At 30.0% G+C, this 18,544-nt stretch carries 16 protein-coding genes; all 16 read right to left on the minus strand.

Annotation, left to right across the window (positions count from 1 at the left end; genetic code table 11):
• Positions 1-9 precede the first annotated feature (9 nt).
• On the minus strand, positions 10-1,209 hold the full coding sequence (locus tag ACKVOV_RS00235; protein WP_409204781.1) for a glycosyltransferase: 1,200 nt from the start codon (positions 1,207-1,209) through the stop codon (positions 10-12).
• Positions 1,209-2,066 carry a dTDP-4-dehydrorhamnose reductase family protein gene (locus tag ACKVOV_RS00240; protein ID WP_409204782.1) on the minus strand — a complete coding sequence of 286 codons (858 nt, stop codon included), beginning with the start codon at positions 2,064-2,066 and terminating at the stop codon, positions 1,209-1,211. The genes ACKVOV_RS00235 and ACKVOV_RS00240 overlap by 1 nt, the downstream gene beginning before the upstream one ends.
• A gap of 4 nt (positions 2,067-2,070) precedes the next feature.
• Positions 2,071-3,201, minus strand: a complete 1,131-nt coding sequence (gene wecB / locus ACKVOV_RS00245; protein ID WP_409204783.1) for a non-hydrolyzing UDP-N-acetylglucosamine 2-epimerase — start codon at positions 3,199-3,201, stop codon at positions 2,071-2,073.
• A 184-nt stretch (positions 3,202-3,385) separates the two neighbouring features.
• Positions 3,386-4,903, minus strand: coding sequence for a lipopolysaccharide biosynthesis protein (locus tag ACKVOV_RS00250; RefSeq protein ID WP_409204784.1), 1,518 nt, complete (start codon positions 4,901-4,903; stop codon positions 3,386-3,388).
• Between the two features lie 58 nt (positions 4,904-4,961).
• Positions 4,962-6,188, minus strand: coding sequence for a glycosyltransferase family 2 protein (locus ACKVOV_RS00255; RefSeq protein ID WP_409204785.1), 1,227 nt, complete (start codon positions 6,186-6,188; stop codon positions 4,962-4,964).
• A 13-nt stretch (positions 6,189-6,201) separates the two neighbouring features.
• Positions 6,202-7,332: an EpsG family protein gene (locus tag ACKVOV_RS00260; protein WP_409204786.1), complete on the minus strand. Its 1,131-nt coding sequence runs from the start codon at positions 7,330-7,332 to the stop codon at positions 6,202-6,204.
• A gap of 81 nt (positions 7,333-7,413) precedes the next feature.
• On the minus strand, positions 7,414-7,830 hold the full coding sequence (locus tag ACKVOV_RS00265) for a sugar epimerase (protein WP_409204787.1): 417 nt from the start codon (positions 7,828-7,830) through the stop codon (positions 7,414-7,416).
• Positions 7,831-7,838: 8 nt separating this feature from the next.
• Positions 7,839-8,870 carry a polysaccharide biosynthesis protein gene (locus ACKVOV_RS00270; protein WP_409204788.1) on the minus strand — a complete coding sequence of 344 codons (1,032 nt, stop codon included), beginning with the start codon at positions 8,868-8,870 and terminating at the stop codon, positions 7,839-7,841.
• 13 nt (positions 8,871-8,883) lie between these two features.
• Positions 8,884-9,756, minus strand: a complete 873-nt coding sequence (gene rfbA / locus ACKVOV_RS00275; protein ID WP_409204789.1) for a glucose-1-phosphate thymidylyltransferase RfbA — start codon at positions 9,754-9,756, stop codon at positions 8,884-8,886.
• Between the two features lie 80 nt (positions 9,757-9,836).
• Positions 9,837-10,883 carry a dTDP-glucose 4,6-dehydratase gene (gene rfbB, locus ACKVOV_RS00280; protein WP_409204790.1) on the minus strand — a complete coding sequence of 349 codons (1,047 nt, stop codon included), beginning with the start codon at positions 10,881-10,883 and terminating at the stop codon, positions 9,837-9,839.
• Between the two features lie 6 nt (positions 10,884-10,889).
• On the minus strand, positions 10,890-12,266 hold the full coding sequence (locus tag ACKVOV_RS00285) for a UDP-glucose 6-dehydrogenase (protein WP_409204791.1): 1,377 nt from the start codon (positions 12,264-12,266) through the stop codon (positions 10,890-10,892).
• Between the two features lie 28 nt (positions 12,267-12,294).
• Positions 12,295-13,566, minus strand: coding sequence for a nucleotide sugar dehydrogenase (locus tag ACKVOV_RS00290; RefSeq protein WP_409204792.1), 1,272 nt, complete (start codon positions 13,564-13,566; stop codon positions 12,295-12,297).
• Positions 13,567-13,583: 17 nt separating this feature from the next.
• Positions 13,584-14,564, minus strand: a complete 981-nt coding sequence (locus ACKVOV_RS00295; protein WP_409204793.1) for an SDR family oxidoreductase — start codon at positions 14,562-14,564, stop codon at positions 13,584-13,586.
• Between the two features lie 3 nt (positions 14,565-14,567).
• Complete coding sequence (locus ACKVOV_RS00300) at positions 14,568-17,018, minus strand: polysaccharide biosynthesis tyrosine autokinase (RefSeq protein WP_409204794.1); 2,451 nt, start codon at positions 17,016-17,018, stop codon at positions 14,568-14,570.
• Positions 17,019-17,027: 9 nt separating this feature from the next.
• The gene (locus ACKVOV_RS00305; protein WP_409204795.1) at positions 17,028-17,819 is read right to left on the minus strand and encodes a polysaccharide biosynthesis/export family protein; all 792 of its coding nucleotides are present in this window, start codon (positions 17,817-17,819) and stop codon (positions 17,028-17,030) included.
• 74 nt (positions 17,820-17,893) lie between these two features.
• Entirely contained in the window at positions 17,894-18,514 is a 621-nt protein-coding gene (gene recR / locus ACKVOV_RS00310) for a recombination mediator RecR (protein WP_409204796.1), read from the minus strand.
• Positions 18,515-18,544: the final 30 nt, after the last annotated feature.

Genomic DNA, 18,544 nt, shown 5'->3' on the forward strand with positions numbered 1-18,544 from the left:
TCACAATGGTTATTCCATTTTTTCATAAATAGACATATATTCTCTAAACATTTTTTCAGTTGAATATTTCCCGTTCACTTTTTCTACTACATTTTGCGGGTCAATTTCTAAATCGAGCCATTTTCTAACCACTTTTTCTAAAGCATCAATATTACCATTTTCTACAAACTCACTAAATTCAGGAATAGCTATTTGTTCCGGAGCACCTGCTTTAAAACCTATTACTGGGGTTCCACATGAAAGTGATTCTGCACAAACCATCGAAAAAGTTTCTAATTTACTTGTTAGTAATGTGATATTTGCTAAAGAGTAATATTGTGCCAATTCTTGTTGAGAATTAGTGTGATTTATGGTAATTACATTTGAAGGAATCTCTCCGTCAAATCCGTCAAATCCAACAATAATAATTTTAACATTATCATTTTGTAACCTTTTAGCTATTTCAATTACATGTTTTCCTCCTTTTACAATACTATTAAACGACGGTGTTACATGCAATATTATTTTCTCGTTATTTACCCCAAGCTTTTCTTTCAGACTATTTGTTATAATAGGATGATATATTTTTGTATCAATACCATTTCCTACAATATAAAAATCACGATTACTGAACATAGGGGATTGTTTTGCTCTATTTTGTAACCACTCCGAAACGCTTACTAAAGTTAGTGATTTAAACTTGGCATAAGCCTTTTCTTTTCTTTTCCATTCGGTTGCTGTTTTATCAAAAAATAAAGATTGGTATTTTTTAAAAACTTGTGGACAGTTTCCACATCCTGTTTTCCATTTTTCACAATCAAAAGCATGTTCGCAAACACCTGTATAATTTATTTCAGCATGAAGTGTAACAACAGTTTTATAATTATTTTGAGCTAAAAATGCTAATAATTTATAGTTATTAACATAATTTCCATTCATGAGATGAATATGAACTATATTTGGTGAAATTGACTTTATTCTCTTAATTAATTTATAAGTCGAATAAAAGGCCCCTCCATAAAAATCCCCTGTAACCCTAGCGTACAAAGCTTGAAGTTTTCCTTCCCAATCTGGTGAAGTCTTATAAACATTTTTTTCAGAATAAGTTTTACCTCTACCATAAATCACAAATGATTCTTGATTTGCTTTTTGTAGTTGATGGTGAATTTCGCTTACTATTTTACCTGTACTTCCAAATTTATAAACGGTATTTATCTGAAGAGTTTTCATTAAAAATATTTTTCTTCATAAAATGCTGGATGAAGCCTCATCCAATCTAACATTTCTGTTAGCATCTTGTTGTAAGTAGGAACTTCATAAGAAAATAATTCAGATTTCGCAATAGATTTGTCACATGGAATTCCTTCGAAAGGTAATACCAAAATATTATCTTTATTATAAGTTTGTTTGAACAAAAGCAACATATCGTATTTACTTATTGGAAGTCCATTGCTTAAGTGAACTAATCCAGTAAGTTTTTCTTTTATTGCTGCCTCAATTGCTTTAGCTAATTCGATAGTCGTTACGCCTCCCCAAATTGCATTGGTAAATCCGTTTACATTACCATTTTGATTCATAAACCAATGAAACAAACCTTCTCCTTCAGTTTTTAATTCAGGTCCAATGATTGAGGTTCTAATGGTTAAATCTTTATCATTATTAATTTCTCCTAAAGCTTTACTTCTTCCATAAACATCATCTGCATCTTTGAAATCGTTCTCTGTATAATTGCCTTTATTTCCTGTAAAAACACAATCAGTACTTACATGAACTAATTTTGCATTAACTTCGTCGGCCAATCTTTTAAGCAAATGAGGAAAATAAGCATTAATATAAATAGCATTATCAGGGTGTGATTTAGATCCTCTTATTAAAACACCAATACAATTAATAATTATATCGGGTTTTTGTTCTAGAACCAAAGCGGTAACTGAATCTTTATTTGTAACATCTACAACAATACTTTCTTCGTTTAATTTCTGACGAAAAACTACATTTACAATATCATATTGATTTTTTTCTTTCAGATAAGAATAAACAACATGACCCGCCATTCCTGTGGCACCAAAAAGCAATATTTTTTTCATACTTTTAAATGAATTTTGACCAAACTACTCTGTTAATATAATCGGTATAAGATAAAATAATACGCACCACTTTTTTTGAAACATTATCCGTTTTGTAATCTGGTATTATTTGTATAACATCATTATTTCCTTCAAACTGAGAAGTCACAATATCTATAGAATTTAGTATCAAATCACTCTGTAACCCAGTCATTATAAGAGTTCCTTCATCCATTCCTTCAGGACGTTCGTGTGCTTGACGTATAGTAATTGCTGGAAAATTAAGGATAGACGATTCCTCTGTTATTGTTCCACTATCAGAAATTACACAAAATGCATTTTGTTGCAATTTAATATAATCCAAAAAACCAAAGGGTTTCATAAACTCAATCAATGGATTTAAATTTTCAAATCCCATCGATTCAAGCTTTTTTCTGGTTCGAGGATGTGTAGAAACGATAATCTTTTTATTATATTTTTTAATAATAGCATCTAATGATTCTAATAGATCTGAGAAATTTTTTTCTGAATCTACATTTTCTTCTCTATGTGTACTAACAATGAAATAATCTCCTTTTTTAAGATTTTCTTTTTCTAACACATTCGATTTTTGAATATCTTCTTTGTGAAAAAGAAGAACTTCTTTCATTGGCGAACCAGTTTTTATAATTGTCTCTGGACGAATTCCCTCGGCAATTAAATACCTTCTAGCATGCTCAGAAAGAGGCATATTGATATCGCTTAAATGATCTACAATTTTTCGATTAATTTCTTCAGGAACTCGTTGGTCGAAACAACGGTTTCCTGCTTCCATATGAAAAATAGGTATTTTTCTTTTTTTAGCAGCTATTACTGACATACAACTATTTGTGTCCCCATAAAGCAATATAGCATCCGGTAATTCTTTTGCCATAACCTCATCAGATTTTGTAATAACCTGAGCAATGGTTTCTGTACCTGTTATGGCTGATGCATTCAAAAAATAATCTGGTTTTCTGATTTTTAGTTCTTGAAAAAATATTTCATTTAACTCAAAATCATAATTTTGACCAGTGTGCACTATTATATGATTTGTATACTTATCCAACTCCGCCATTACACGACTTAATTTTATTATTTCTGGACGAGTGCCTACAATTGTCATTACTTTTAACATACTTTTATTTTTTTTAACAAGCTAAAATTATTACTTATTATATTCAATCCTACTAATAATTATTATTTTATTTCAGGTTGTGCACTAATGAATTATAATTTTATATTTTTCCAAAAGTAACGATTTCCTAATGACTTCAAAAATATTAATTCCTATTCAAAGTACTCTTATTGCAATAGAGTATTTATTTTTTAAATTTAGATCTTAACTTGTTTAACGGAAGTAAAATCAGTTGCTTTTCTGAATCATTCATTCCAAAAAACCAAATAGATATTATGTAAATAATGGAGACAAGAATAAATTGAAAAATTAGAACAAACCAATTACAGCTGCCGAATAAAGAAATAGCATACGCACCTACACATGCAAAAAATAGTCCAATCCATAACTTACTGAAAATTTCTTCTACGAATCTTATCATATCCAGTTTTAAAACTTTGTGATAAAAAATTGTATTGAAGATTAAATAAACAGATACATAGGCAAAACAAGTACTTATAGCTGCGCCAATTATACCTATTTTTTTTACTAAAAAAATTGTTAAACCTATATTAATAATACTTATTCCCAATGATACAAATGACTTAATCTTGTGCTTATTTTTTGCCCACATTATATATAATGGCACATCCATTAGAGCTGAAATCATTTGAGGAATTAGAACCAATAATGCTATATAGTAAGCAATTGAAAAATCATCTCCAACCCATAAATGAATGAACTGTTTTCCAAAAAAAACGAATCCAATAATAGGTAATGCTAGTAGAATACTTTTTATCCTTCCAATTTTTATGGCATAATCTGTAAGTTCTGAATCGCTAGCTCCTTGCGTTACTTTTCCCACCACATCAGGCATTAAAACATCTGAAATTATTATTGAAAAAGAAAAAAACAATGAAGATAAAAGTGTTCCTATTGAATATATGGCAATAGCTTTACTCGATATATAGATACCAATGACAAAACTATCGGCTGCCATTAGAAAGTGAAATGCTACCGCATCGACAAATACAATTAATGAGTAAGAAAGAATTTTTTTAGAATAATTGACATCAAAATTTTTAAATCTAATGGTTATATTAAGATTTTTTAAACAATAATAACTTGTATAAGCAAAAACTATTGAAATTAGAATTGCATCAACAAATACAATTTCAAATGATTTGAAATTTGACAATAAAAGTATAGCTATTAAACCTGTTCTTACAAATGTCTTAATGATATTTATTACATTAAGCAATGGAAATTTTTCATATGCTTTTAGTAGTGCTGTGGCAAGGTTTAGAAATAATGTGAAAATACCTGTGATAACTATCAGGAAGAATAGCTTTTTTAGTAAGCATACTTCATCTACATTAAATGAGTTTTTGAAAATTTGGGGAATGAAACAATAGAATAAAAACCCTAAAAACAACAAAAAAGCTCCAATTATCAAATCGATAACGCCAACTAAACCAACGAATTTTGATTCGGATTCTTTATCATTATTAGCCCTATATTCAGAGATATAACGAATCACCGCATTACTAAGTCCTAGGTCTGCTAAAGCAAAATAAGATGTAATTGACAGCACTAATTTATAAACTCCAAATTCACTTGTACCAAAAACAAGTAACATGAGTGGTGTTAGAAAAAAAGAAAATGTATTATTTACCAGCATGGCAAGATAACCTAATACAACACCCGTTTTTTTATTACTCATTTAAAATATTCATTATATAATCACAAAATTATTTTACTTACAAATCATAAAAACTAAATTAGACAGCATCTAATTTTAAAATAACATCGTTTATAGATTGATTTTTTCTTTGCAAAAATTCTTCAAAAACAACTTGAGCATTTTTTATATCCAACACTCCATCGTGATTTTCAACTGCATTTTTTTTTCTTATTAATCTGGAATAAATTCTTTTTAAAAGATCTTTAATGGGACCATTTAGATAGGCTACATAAAGGTTTTTTTTCTGTTTTAAAAAATTAAAATTCCTCTTTTTATTATACTCAATATAATTAGCATCTATTATTTTCTTGTACTCCTTATAAGTATAATTACAATAAGCTGTCAGAGCTGACACACTAAATTTAGAAATCAAATCATCTTGTTTCATATCTTTTAATGCTGCTAAAGCAGAATCGGCCCAAATTGTTTCTACACTATAAAATTTTGGAACTAATTGTGACCATTGATAATTTATATGACCTTTCAATTGAGGCGCATCTTTTAAATCTCCAACATGCCTTCCAGTAGAAGCTTGTCCAGAACCACTTAAGCTACAAACTCCAGGAATTGTTAATGGATAATTTATTTTAAGAACTTTATCTATAACTAAAGAAAGCGCAACAGAACTATAAATATCAGGCGATAAACCCCCAAAATACTTTCCTGTTATATTCTTAACTTTCTCCATAGCACTTTTCTTTACAATACCATGATAAATTTTCACTAAGCTATAACTTAAATAATTTTGTCCTCCAGAACTTAGAAGTTTATTTAGTTCTTGTTTAGTGTCATAATACTTATTGTTTAAATTAAAATCTATTATCATTAAATTACCATTATCCTTTTTATAATAAGAAATTCCAGTTTCTGGCCATATATAGTTTAGTCTTATCTCTGGAGTAACTGCTTCTATATTATTTTCTTTTGCCCAATAAACAAATTTTACAATTTCTGGATTAATCCCATCGTCATCACCTATCATACAAACATATTCTCCGTCTGCTTGTGATACTGCATTACTAAAATTGACTACAAAAGATAATACTTCGCTAGAATAATTATATTTTATCCTTGATAAAAAAGGGCTATCAATAAATTTATCATACAAAGAATCTGCATCACTATTATCCTGTATCACTACTTGAACATCATCATTAGTAGATTCTAAAATTTGCATTACACAATTAAATGCATATTTTTCTCTATTTCTAGTAGGAATAATAATTGATAAGATATAATTATTATTCGTTTTACTATTATTCATAAGTTATTATTTTTTAATCTCTGTTGTAATACTGCTTGGTTAGTCTCATTTCTTCCCAGAAAAAGCCATAAGGCATTTCGCTATTAAAATTAGATTTTATAAATAATGAAATCAACAATATAATTGTAATTACTGAAACATCAATCCGCATTTTGTTTGATATATACTTGAGTGAATAAATAATTTCTGGAATAAATAATATCATAAAAATAGAAAAGTACATAATAATTCTCAATGCATTAGGATTAATGTATGATAAAGGCAAAAAAACTAAGGCAATTGCAAAACCATTGTAATAATTTTTTGCATTAATATTGTTTTTAATTATATATTTTCTTCTAATCATAGCCATCAAAGAAATAAAAACAAACAATGCCGTAAAAGTATATGTACCTGCACCTTCTAATTGATTATAATCTGTATATCCACTAAGTACACTTAAGTATTTCCCCATAGCATCCTTAAAAACAAAGAAAACAGGAAATAACAAAAGTACTGCCGTAAAAATATATTTTTCTTTTTTTATTCTGCAAACAAAATAAAAAGGAATAAATATAAGAGCTGACTTATGAAGTGTTGAAGCTATTAAAACAAGTAATAAAAATGGGATTATTTTTTTCTTCTTAACAAACTCATAACTATATAAGGTAAAAACTGTTGCTAATGTTTGCCTAATTCCAGTTATAGAATAAAATGAATAAAATAATACTGAATAAATTACGAAAGCAATCATAACATCGACTAATCTAGTCGTGTTTTTATAGATAAAATTACCTAATGCTGCAAAAAACAATATTGCAATGAGGAATAAGAAAACTTGATAATCGGTTGTTATATACTGAGCTAGTTTTTGAAAAATTAAATAACCTGGATCTTTACCCAAACCATACTGATAATAATCTATTATTAATCCTTTTATTTGATACCATGGAGTTCTTGATATTTCTTTAAAAGTTTCAAAATAACTGTATGTATCGTCTCCCACAGCGACATTCCTAAGTCCAGATTGAAGAATAAGTATTATACAAATTATCCGAATATATCTTTTCCTAATAACATCACTGTTTGCAAAACTACCGTAAAGTTTTGAGTATATATTACCTAATATAAGTGTGAAAAATATAACTATTAAATTAAATATCATTATTTATAAGTATGTTAGATTGTTTCCTACAAAAAACTTAATATCATAATATTAATTTCTAGGGTGGTCTTTGTTCTCTCTTTAAATCTTAAAATAATCTTCATTAAAACGATATTCATCATTAATCTCACCAAATAAATAATCCGACATTACTAATAATTTAGAACCTTTCTCTAAAGACTGAATACTAGTAACATACCCTTTTGAAATATGAAGCAAATCAAATTTTTTATCACTTATAACAATAGAGATTATATCTAGATCCTTTGATGGATTATCCCAATTATCTATTTTAATTAATTTTATTTGGAAACTTCCTTTAGCAACAGAAAACCATCTCTGCTCAACCTTATGTCCTTGCCATGCTCGTATAAAATCTGTATCTATATTTTCAATAAAATACAACCTTTTTATTACAGTAGCATCAAAGTCGTTATTATAAGATAAAATTCCTCTACCGTCTAGGCTTGAACTTCCATTAATTATTTTAGGAGTCATAAAATTACTTATCCTAGATATTCTATTACCTCTTCATCAAAAACTTCTTTCCTAATAAGCGGTAAGTTAACTAATAAACGTTTCATCCCTTCAATATCTTGTTGCGAAGTATTATGTGAATTATAGTCTTCTATTTCTGATAGATCTTCTTCCCCCTCCGAATAATATTTTGCATAATTTAAATCTCTATTATCAGCTGGGATACGATAAAAGTCACCCATATCTTCAGCTTTCACCATTTCTTCTCTAGTACATAATGTTTCATAGAGTTTTTCACCATGTCTGGTTCCAATAATTTTTATTTCACAATCTGACTTACAAATTTCTTTTAATGCTTGAGCTAAATCTCCTATAGTTCCCGCAGGAGCTTTATTTACAAATAGATCTCCTGAATTCCCATTTTGAAAAGCGAATAACACTAATTCTACTGCTTCTTCTAATGACATTAAGAAGCGAGTCATTTTGGGGTCTGTAATTGTAATAGCCTCATTATTTTTAATTTGTTTTAAAAATAATGGTATAACAGAACCTCTAGAAGCCATTACGTTTCCATAACGTGTCAAACAAACTGTAGTTTCCACAACATTTCTAGAAGCAGCAATGGCGACTTTTTCCATCAATGCTTTAGATATTCCCATAGCATTAATAGGATATGCTGCTTTATCTGTACTCAAACAAATTACTTTTTTTACTTTACTTGCAATGGCCGCATCAATAACATTTTGAGTACCAAAAACATTGGTTTTTGTAGCCTCAATAGGGAAAAATTCACACGAAGGCACTTGTTTTAATGCAGCAGCATGAAATACATAATCGACACCACGCATAGCAGTTTCAATGCTTTTATAATCTCTTACATCACCAATATAAAATTTTAGTTTATCATTTTTTAATTGATTACGCATATCATCTTGTTTCTTCTCATCGCGAGAAAAAATTCTGATTTCTTTAAAATGTTCGCTATTAAGAAACCGTTGTAAAACTGCATTCCCAAATGAACCTGTACCACCAGTAATTAAAAGCACTTTATCTTTAAACATTTTGCCCTTCTTTTTATTTTGCTATTTTTCTCAAATAATCTGCATAACTACTTTTTCCTAAATTGGTAGCAGTTGCTGCAAATTGTTCTTTATTTATAAAACCTTTTCTGTATGCTACTTCTTCTATACAAGCAATTTTAAGACCTGTTCTTTTTTCGACAGCTTTAACGAATTCCGTCGCTTCTGTAAGTGATTCGTGTGTTCCAGTATCTAACCAAGCAAATCCTCTACCCATGAGTTGTAGATTCAGTTTCTTATCCTCTAAATACACCTGATTTACAGTCGTGATTTCTAATTCTCCTCGATGAGATGGTTTTACGTTTTTAGCAATATTTACAACTGAATTTGGGTAAAAATACAAACCAATTACTGCAAAATTAGATTTAGGTTCTGAAGGTTTTTCTTCAATACTTAAAACTTTTCCGTTTTCGTCAAATTCAGCTACACCATAACGTTCTGGATCATCTACATAATAACCAAAAACGGTAGCTTCTTTTTTCTCTGTTACGATACTTACAGCATTGTTCAATAAAGTTTGCAAACCAGCTCCATAAAAAATATTATCTCCAAGCACAAGACAAACATCGTCATTACCAATGAAATCTTTTCCTAGAATAAAGGCTTGTGCTAATCCATCTGGTGATGGCTGCTCTACATAACTCAATTTTAATCCAATTTGACTTCCATCACCAAACAACCGTTTGAAATTAGGTAAATCTTGTGGTGTAGAAATGATTAAAATTTCTTTTATTCCTGCTAACATTAATACTGATAGCGGATAATAAATCATGGGCTTATCATATATTGGCAACAATTGTTTGGATACCACTTGAGTTAATGGGTGCAAACGAGTTCCTGATCCTCCTGCTAATATTATTCCTTTCATAATTTTAAAGGTTTGAATTTTAAGGCTTAAGATTTTAACAAATGTAAAAGTGCATATTGCATAAAACTTAAACCATAAAACTAATTATATTGTTTTTCGTAATACTTTGCGTATTCTCCAGATGTTACATTATTCAACCAATCGGTATTACTTAAATACCAATCGATGGTTTGTTCCAACCCTTCTTCAAAAGTTACAGTTGGTTTCCACCCTAGTTCTTTGTTTATCTTAGAAGCATCGATGGCATAACGTAAATCATGGCCTGGACGGTCTTTTACGTACGTAATCAAATTAGCTGATTCTCCTATATTTCTACCAAGTTTTTCATCCATCACTTTACAAAGTAACTTCACTAAATCGATATTTTTCCATTCGTTGAAACCGCCAATATTATACGTTTCATGGTTTTTCCCTTCGTGAAAAACTAAATCTATTGCAATGGCATGATCTTTTACAAACAACCAATCACGGGTATAATTTCCGTCACCATATACTGGCAATGGTTTGTTGTTAATGATATTATTAATGAATAATGGTATCAGTTTTTCCGGAAAATGATAGGGTCCGTAATTATTAGAGCAATTTGTTAAAACATAAGGTAAACCATACGTTTCACCATAAGCTCGTACAAAATGATCCGAACTTGCTTTTGATGCTGAATAAGGCGAATTTGGGTCATACGAGGTAGTTTCGGTAAATAAACCTTCTGCACCAAGCGAACCATATACTTCATCTGTTGAAATATGGTAAAAACGCTTACCTCCCATCTTTCCTTTCCAAAGATTTTTGGCTGCATTTAGCAAATTCATAGTACCAATCACATTTGTTTTTACAAATGACAACGGATCTTCGATAGATCGATCTACATGAGATTCGGCTGCAAGATGCAACACTCCTTCAAAATTATATTTTGCAAACAAATCATTTATAAAGGTTTCATCTACAATATCTCCTTTTACAAAAGTATAATTTGATTCGTTTTCTATATCTTTTATATTCTCTAGATTTCCCGCATAAGTTAATGCATCTAAATTATATATATGATAATTTGGATAGTTTTGTACAAAGCGTCTAACAACGTGTGAACCTATAAATCCAGCTCCTCCTGTAATTAATATATTTTTCATTTTCTTTTATAAATTTGAACTTCCTACTGCAATATAAGTAAATCCTATTTCTATCATCTGTTTTTTATCTAGAAGATTTCTTCCGTCGAAGACAAACGCAGGTTTTAACATATTATTATATATTTTTTTCCAATCGTAAGTATTAAATTCGTCCCATTCTGTGAGGATAGCAATTGCGTGAGAATTAGAACAAGCTTCGTATGGATCTTGGCTTACATTTATTAGGTCCATTTGTTTCTCATCTAAATCTAATAGATCTAATTTAATTTGTTTTTCGGAAACTTTAGGATCGTAAACGGCAATGTTAGCTTGTTCACTAATTAAATTTTGAGCAATATTTATTGCTGCTGATTCTCTTGTATCGTTAGTATCTTTTTTGAAAGCCCAACCCAAAAGCGCAATTTTTTTTCCTGAAACGGTATTATATAATGTCTTTATAATATTCTGAGAAAAGCGATTTTTCTGGTGGTCATTCATAATGATTACTTGTTCCCAATAATCTGCAACTTCATGTAAACCGTAAGATTTTGCTATATAAACTAGATTAAGAATATCTTTTTGAAAACAAGAACCTCCAAAACCTACTGAAGCTTTGAGGAATTTTGACCCAATTCTGGCATCCATTCCAATTGCTTTTGCCACTTCCGAAACATCGGCACCAGTTTTTTCACACAATTCAGAAATTGAATTTATTGATGATACTCTTTGTGCTAAAAAAGCATTAGCTGTTAGTTTTGATAATTCTGATGACCATACATTTGTAGTTAATATTTTTTCTTTTGGAACCCAATTAGAATAAATATCAAACAAAGCACTTATTGCTTCTTCATTTTCTCCACCTATAAGTACTCTATCAGGATTATGCAAATCTTGGACAGCTGTCCCTTCGGCTAAAAATTCTGGATTAGACAAAATTTGAAATTGTACTCCATTTCCTGTATTATCTAATATATTTTTTATGGCTTCGGCGGTGCGAACTGGTAAAGTTGATTTTTCGACAACGATTTTATCATGTTTAGATACTCGCGCAATTTGACGTGCACAAAGTTCAATATATTTTAAATCGGCCGCCATTCCTTTTCCTACTCCATAGTTTTTAGTAGGTGTATTTACCGAAATAAAAATCATTTGAGCCTCATCGATTGCTTTATCAACATCAGTCGAAAAAAATAAATTTCTTCCCCGTGCATCTGTTATAACATCTGCTAATCCTGGTTCATAAATAGGTAAATTCTCTAAGTTACTATCGTTCCAAGCGGCAATTCTAGATTCGTTTAAATCGACAATTGTAACTTTTATATCTGGGCATTTTTGTGCAATAACAGCCATAGTTGGACCACCAACATATCCTGCTCCTATACAACAAATTGATTTTATTTTCATTTACTATATTATTCTAAAGTTTACAAAATTAAAGTTTTCCGTCGACATGATTGCCTAAAACACCTTTAACATCATATAATATTGAAGTTTCTTTTTGTAGAGATTTTAAATTTGCTGTTAAAAACTCTTTGTGTGCTACTCCTAAAACGATTGCATCAAACTTAATTGATGGTAACTCTCTTGTAGTTTGTAACTCATACTCATGCAAAACCTCAGCTGGATTTACCCAAGGATCGTATATTGTTACATTAATTCCATATTCTTTTAATGATGAAATTACATCGACAATTTTTGTGTTTCTTACATCAGGGCAATTTTCTTTGAAAGCAATTCCTAACATTAGTAATTCGGCATTATTTATAGTAATTCCTTTTTTACTCATTAATTTTACCACTTGCGATGCAACATACTCTCCCATACTATCATTAAGGCGTCTTCCTGCCAAAATAATTTCTGGATGATAACCCATTTCTTGGGCTTTTTGAGCTAAATAATAGGGATCAACCCCTATACAATGTCCTCCTACTAATCCTGGTTTGAATGGTAAGAAATTCCATTTTGTACCTGCAGCTTCTAAGACATCTTGTGTATCTATTCCTAGAACATTAAATATTTTAGCTAATTCATTTACAAAAGCAATATTAATATCTCTTTGAGAGTTTTCTATTACTTTAGCTGCTTCAGCAACTCTAATTGTGGGTGCCAAATGTGTTCCTGCTGTTATTACAGATTTATATAGCTCGTTTACTTTTATTCCAATTTCTGGTGTTGATCCTGAAGTAACTTTGAGAATTTTTTCGACAGTATGCTCTTTATCCCCAGGATTAATTCGTTCTGGTGAGTAGCCTGCAAAAAAATCTATATTAAATTTCAATCCACTTATTTTTTCTAAAACAGGAACACATTCTTCTTCTGTAACGCCTGGATAAACAGTAGATTCGTAAATAACAATATCTCCTTTCTTTAGAACTTTCGCCACTGTTTCACTCGACTTATAAAGTGGTGTTAAGTCTGGCTTATTATTCTTATCTACCGGAGTTGGAACTGTAACTATATAGTAATTACAATCTTTTATATCATCAATATTGGTTGAACAAAACAAACCATTTTTGATTGTATTATTTGTTTTTAAGACAGACTGAAGTAAATCTTTACTAATTTCTAAAGTAACATCTAAACCTGAATTAAGTTCCATTACTCGTTTCTGATTAATATCAAAACCTACTACATTGTATTTTGTAGCAAATAATCTTGCTAATGGCAAACCTACATATCCTAATCCTATTACTGCTATTTTCATTTTATTTAATCTGCCAATTATTTCAAATTTTCCCAATACCATTTTACAGATTCTTTCAAACCTTCTTGCATAGAGAATTTAGGATCATAACCTAAGAATTTTTTCGCTTTATCTATACTTGCGAGAGAATGCGGAATATCTCCAACACGATTTGGTCCATAAACAATTTCTACCTCTGCAATTTTTGGATCAAATTGGGACAATTCGAATTGTAGTTTTTTTATCAAATCGTTTAAAGTTGTTCTATCTCCAAAAGCAGTATTAAACACTGTATTTATGGCTCTAGAATCTTGAGTTAACATAGCTAATTCATTCATTTGAATCACATTGTCAATATATGTAAAATCCCGAGAGTAATTTCCATCTCCATTTATTATTGGACTTTCATGTTTCATGAACTGCATAACAAATTTTGGAATTACTGCTGCATAAGCGCCTTCAGGATCTTGTTTTCTTCCAAAGACGTTAAAGTATCTTAGTCCAATGGTTTCTATTCCGTATGTTTTGCTAAAAATATCAGCATACAATTCGTTTACGTACTTAGTTATTGCATAAGGAGAAAGTGGTTTTCCTATAATTTCTTCTATTTTAGGTAATGATTCAGAATCTCCATAAGTCGATGAACTTGCAGCAAATATAAATCGTTTTACATTAGCTTGTTTTGCTGCTGATAACACGTTTAAAAAACCCGAAACATTAACATCATTTGTAGTAATTGGGTCAATGATAGATCTTGGTACTGAACCTAATGCTGCTTGATGCAAAACATAATCCACTCCTTTTACAGCTTTTTGACAATCTGAAAAATCACGAATATCTCCTTCAATTAATGTATAATTAATATTATTTAATAAATGCTCTATATTATAACGATGACCCGTTGCAAAATTGTCAAGACATATTACTTCGTGTCCTTTATCTAAAAAATATTCAGATAAATTAGAACCAATGAATCCAGCTCCCCCAGTAATAAGTATTTTAAACTTTGGTGATTGCATTAGTTATCTATTAAATATTTTTTTTAATAATCTGGCAATAAAATTAGTCGATTTTTCAACTTCATGATAACCATTAGAATAATTTCCGTAACCATAACCATAACCGTAACCGTAGTTATAACCGTATTTTGCTTTGTTCTCAAAACCGTTAAAAACAATACTAATATTACTTAATTCTCCTCTTTTGTGTTTGTTATTTACTAAACTCAACATTTCTTTTCTTGTTACATTTTGCCTAACAACATACAATGTTGCATCACAATAAGGCGTAAGCTCCATTGCATCAGAAACTAAACCTACTGGAGGTGTATCTAAAATAATATAATCATATTTTAACTTTAACTCATCTATCATTTCCTTCATACTTTCTCCTTGTATTAATTCTCCAGGATTAGGAGGAACAGGTCCAGAAGGAATAAAATCCAGAAAAGGGACAAGCGTTTTATAAGTAATCTCTTCTAAAGTCTTTTGTCCAATTAAATAGTTTACTACTCCAACAGTATTTTCTACATGAAAATCTTGAAAAATCTTAGGCTTTCTTAAATCTAATCCTACAATGACTGTTTTCTTTTCGCTTAATGCAAAAATGGTAGCTATATTTATAGAACAAAATGTTTTTCCTTCTCCACTAATAGATGAAGTTAGCATTAATGTTTTTGCGCCAGCTTGTTGTTTTTTGTACAAAAACTGTAATGATGATCTAACTGCTCTAAAACTTTCTGCTAATGCTGATTTTGGCTTTTCAAAAACTGCTAAATTATTTTTTGATGTTTTCTTTCCTACAACTCCTAAAATAGGAATTTTAGTCATTTTAGTTATATCATCGGTATTTTTAATTGTGCTATCAAGAATAGTGACACTAAAAACCATAATAAGCGGAATTAGAAGTCCTAAAAACAATGCCAAAATATAATTTATATTAGTTTTTGGGCCTAATAAACCTCCTCCTGTATCTTTTGCAGGATCTATAAATTGTATGTCCGATAAATTTGCTGCTCTAACAATATCTGCTTCACTTCTTTTTTCGAGAAATGAATTATAAACGTTTTTGTTTAAATCGTATTTTCTATTAATTTTCACTAGTTCTTGTTGTTGTTCTGGTAGTTTTCTTATAGAATTTTCAGCAAGAGCAATTTTTTTATTAACCGTATTTAAATCATATTGTATTGCTCCTTTTGCAGAAGAAATGTTTTCTAACAAAACATTTCTCAAAGCGTCCATCTGACTATCAAAATCTTTAAATTTCTTGTCATTTTTAACTGCGTAAGACATCTCTGAGCGCTCTGCGGACAAAGTTGTTAATTTAGATACATTCAATACAATATTAGGATCTTCAATACCTGCAACTGACGGTGCTGGAAGTTTAGAATAATCTACACTATTTATTAGATATGCTTTTAGAGTATTGTAATAAGCAATTTTCCTTTCTATTAAATCTTTTTCAAGATCAAGATCACTTACTTTTTCAGTAATTTTTGCCCCACCCATTTCAACTTCAAAAATATTTTTGTCCTTACTGAAATTTTTCAATTCATCTTCAGTATTTTTCAGTTGACCTTCCATAGACACTAAAGTACTATCAATAAACCGAATTGTATTCGTTGCAAATTGATTTTTATCTCTCAATTGTCTATTAATCAGAGTTTTTATTGTTCCATTAAGATAGTCGACCATCCTAGCCTTATTTGTACCTTGCAAATTAAGAATCAAAATCGCACCTCCTTTGGCATCTGTTTCTATTTCAATACCCATAAAGTCTTTAACCGTTTGATTAAAATTAGCAAATCTTACTAAATGGCTAGAACCTTCGTATATTCCTGGATTATTTGTTAATTCAAGCTTCCAATGCAAAAAAGGCAATGAAACTTGTTCTCCTATTTTATATCTTTTTTTAAATTCCCCAACAGGAACATTTGTTTTACTAGCGACTTCTGTAGTATAATTTAATAATGCAACACTAGATTCTTCAAATTTTATTGAAATCTCGTATTCGTTTGGGGTGATAAATTTTATATTAATTAACTGTTCTGTTAATTGTGGAAGATTTTTATCGATATTAACATAAAAAGGAACCTCTCCGTAAGCATCTTCGAGATTGTATTTTCCTTGTCGTAAATACTCAACATAATAATTTAAATTTCTAACAACCATTTCGTTATGTGAACGAGACTTTATAGTTGTCATGAGTGTTTGAACCTGATCTGATGTGCCTCCCCAATTAAAAACTAAACTTGTATTTGCTGTAAAAAAAGGATTATTCTCTTCCTTATAAGCGATTGTTGTAGAGACTCCGTATATTTTTTGTTTTCTTACATTTATCTGATACGCAATCGTAAAAGCTATAATTAAACTTATTAAAAACCAGCTCCAATGTCCAAGTATTTTTGTAAAAAAAGCCTTGAAATCGAAATTATTTTGAGTCTCAAAAAATGAAAAATCTTTAGTATCAAGCATTATTGTAAGTTATTTTTTTAACAATAAAAATATCGTTAGTAGCAATGAAACAGATGACAATATTGTCGTAAACGACTGTAAACCATTAGTCCCTGTTCCCCATGATTTTTGTTTAAGTGGTTTTATATAAATAAAATCATTTGGCTGTATGTAATAATATGGTGATTTTAATGCTTCACTACTCGTTAAATCTATAGTATGCATTTCGGTTCCGTGAGGATATTGTCTAACTACCATAACATCTTTTCTATTTCCTGTAATTGTAATATCTCCACAATTTGCAATTGCTTCAAGAATAGTAACTTTATCTTGAAAAAGCACCTTTGTTCCTGGATTAACAATCTCTCCATTTACAGTATAACGCATACCTGCTAACTTTACTGTTACAAAAATATCTGCTGATTTATTAAAATATTCTTCTAGCAACTGCTTTTCTATTTTTAATCTAATTTCGTCTAATGTTAGTCCAATTACATTTACAATTCCTAAAACGGGTACGCGAATATCTCCGTGATCATTTACAGAAAACCCATCAAAATAAAGCGAATCTGTAGTATTCACTTGTGTTCCAGGAACAATAGCCGCATTAAACATCTCTACAAGTTTCTGATCTAATGCTTTTATTCTAATACTTAGAACATCATTTACTTGGGCTCGATAAGGTTTCAAAACTACTGGTGTTATCGCTGACTCTTGATCTGAGTTATTTTTATTTTGAAGGTAAAGCAAATCTTTATTTGGTATGCAAGAAGCAAACAAAAAAAGAACTGCAAAAGCACAAAATCTATATATTTTATTCATTTTTAAACATAATTTTTGAAACAAATATAGTTTTTCATTTGATAAAATAAAACCCTATATACTTTTTAATTCAATTAATTATTTTTAAAAGAATTTTCGAAAGGAATTCTGTTCAGAATACTCCTACCAAGCGTCACTTCATCGGCGTATTCTAGCTCATCTCCTACCGAAATCCCCCTGGCAATAGACGAGGTAATTATCTCACAATCTTTTATTTGTTTATAAATGTAAAAATTGGTTGTATCACCTTCCATTGTGGAGCTTAATGCAAAAATAATCTCACGAACACTTCCTGATTTTACCTTTTCTACCAATGATGTGATATTTAACTGACTTGGACCAACACCATCAATAGGAGAAATTTTCCCTCCTAAAACATGATAAATTCCTCGAAATTGCCCTGTATTTTCTATTGCCATGACATCACGAACATCTTCTACCACACAAACAATTTGATGGTTTCTATTATGATTGGAGCATATCTCACAAACTTCTAAATCGGAAATATTATGACAGTTTTTACAAAACCTAATTTCCTCACGCATAGTAAGCAACGATTGTGCTAAAAAATCTGTTCTTTCTTTGGGTTGTTTTAGCAAATGTAAAACCAATCGCAAGGCAGTTCTCTTACCAATACCTGGTAATTGGGCCATTTCGTTTACTGCTTTTTCTAATAATTTAGATGAAAATTCCATACCACAAAAGTAGTGTTTTTTGTTTATTTG

It is taken from the genome of Flavobacterium sp., from assembly GCF_046153165.1.
In the GTDB taxonomy this organism is placed as follows: domain Bacteria; phylum Bacteroidota; class Bacteroidia; order Flavobacteriales; family Flavobacteriaceae; genus Flavobacterium.

Excerpts from the sequence above, each read along its gene's own strand:
- ACKVOV_RS00235 (WP_409204781.1), bottom strand. The coding sequence starts at position 1,209 with ATGAAAACTCTTCAGATAAATACCGTTTATAAATTTGGAAGTACAGGT.
- ACKVOV_RS00240 (WP_409204782.1), bottom strand. The coding sequence starts at position 2,066 with ATGAAAAAAATATTGCTTTTTGGTGCCACAGGAATGGCGGGTCATGTT.
- wecB (WP_409204783.1), bottom strand. The coding sequence starts at position 3,201 with ATGTTAAAAGTAATGACAATTGTAGGCACTCGTCCAGAAATAATAAAA.
- ACKVOV_RS00250 (WP_409204784.1), bottom strand. The coding sequence starts at position 4,903 with ATGAGTAATAAAAAAACGGGTGTTGTATTAGGTTATCTTGCCATGCTG.
- ACKVOV_RS00255 (WP_409204785.1), bottom strand. The coding sequence starts at position 6,188 with ATGAATAATAGTAAAACGAATAATAATTATATCTTATCAATTATTATT.
- ACKVOV_RS00260 (WP_409204786.1), bottom strand. The coding sequence starts at position 7,332 with ATGATATTTAATTTAATAGTTATATTTTTCACACTTATATTAGGTAAT.
- ACKVOV_RS00265 (WP_409204787.1), bottom strand. The coding sequence starts at position 7,830 with ATGACTCCTAAAATAATTAATGGAAGTTCAAGCCTAGACGGTAGAGGA.
- ACKVOV_RS00270 (WP_409204788.1), bottom strand. The coding sequence starts at position 8,870 with ATGTTTAAAGATAAAGTGCTTTTAATTACTGGTGGTACAGGTTCATTT.
- rfbA (WP_409204789.1), bottom strand. The coding sequence starts at position 9,756 with ATGAAAGGAATAATATTAGCAGGAGGATCAGGAACTCGTTTGCACCCA.
- rfbB (WP_409204790.1), bottom strand. The coding sequence starts at position 10,883 with ATGAAAAATATATTAATTACAGGAGGAGCTGGATTTATAGGTTCACAC.
- ACKVOV_RS00285 (WP_409204791.1), bottom strand. The coding sequence starts at position 12,266 with ATGAAAATAAAATCAATTTGTTGTATAGGAGCAGGATATGTTGGTGGT.
- ACKVOV_RS00290 (WP_409204792.1), bottom strand. The coding sequence starts at position 13,566 with ATGAAAATAGCAGTAATAGGATTAGGATATGTAGGTTTGCCATTAGCA.
- ACKVOV_RS00295 (WP_409204793.1), bottom strand. The coding sequence starts at position 14,564 with ATGCAATCACCAAAGTTTAAAATACTTATTACTGGGGGAGCTGGATTC.
- ACKVOV_RS00300 (WP_409204794.1), bottom strand. The coding sequence starts at position 17,018 with ATGCTTGATACTAAAGATTTTTCATTTTTTGAGACTCAAAATAATTTC.
- ACKVOV_RS00305 (WP_409204795.1), bottom strand. The coding sequence starts at position 17,819 with ATGAATAAAATATATAGATTTTGTGCTTTTGCAGTTCTTTTTTTGTTT.
- recR (WP_409204796.1), bottom strand. The coding sequence starts at position 18,514 with ATGGAATTTTCATCTAAATTATTAGAAAAAGCAGTAAACGAAATGGCC.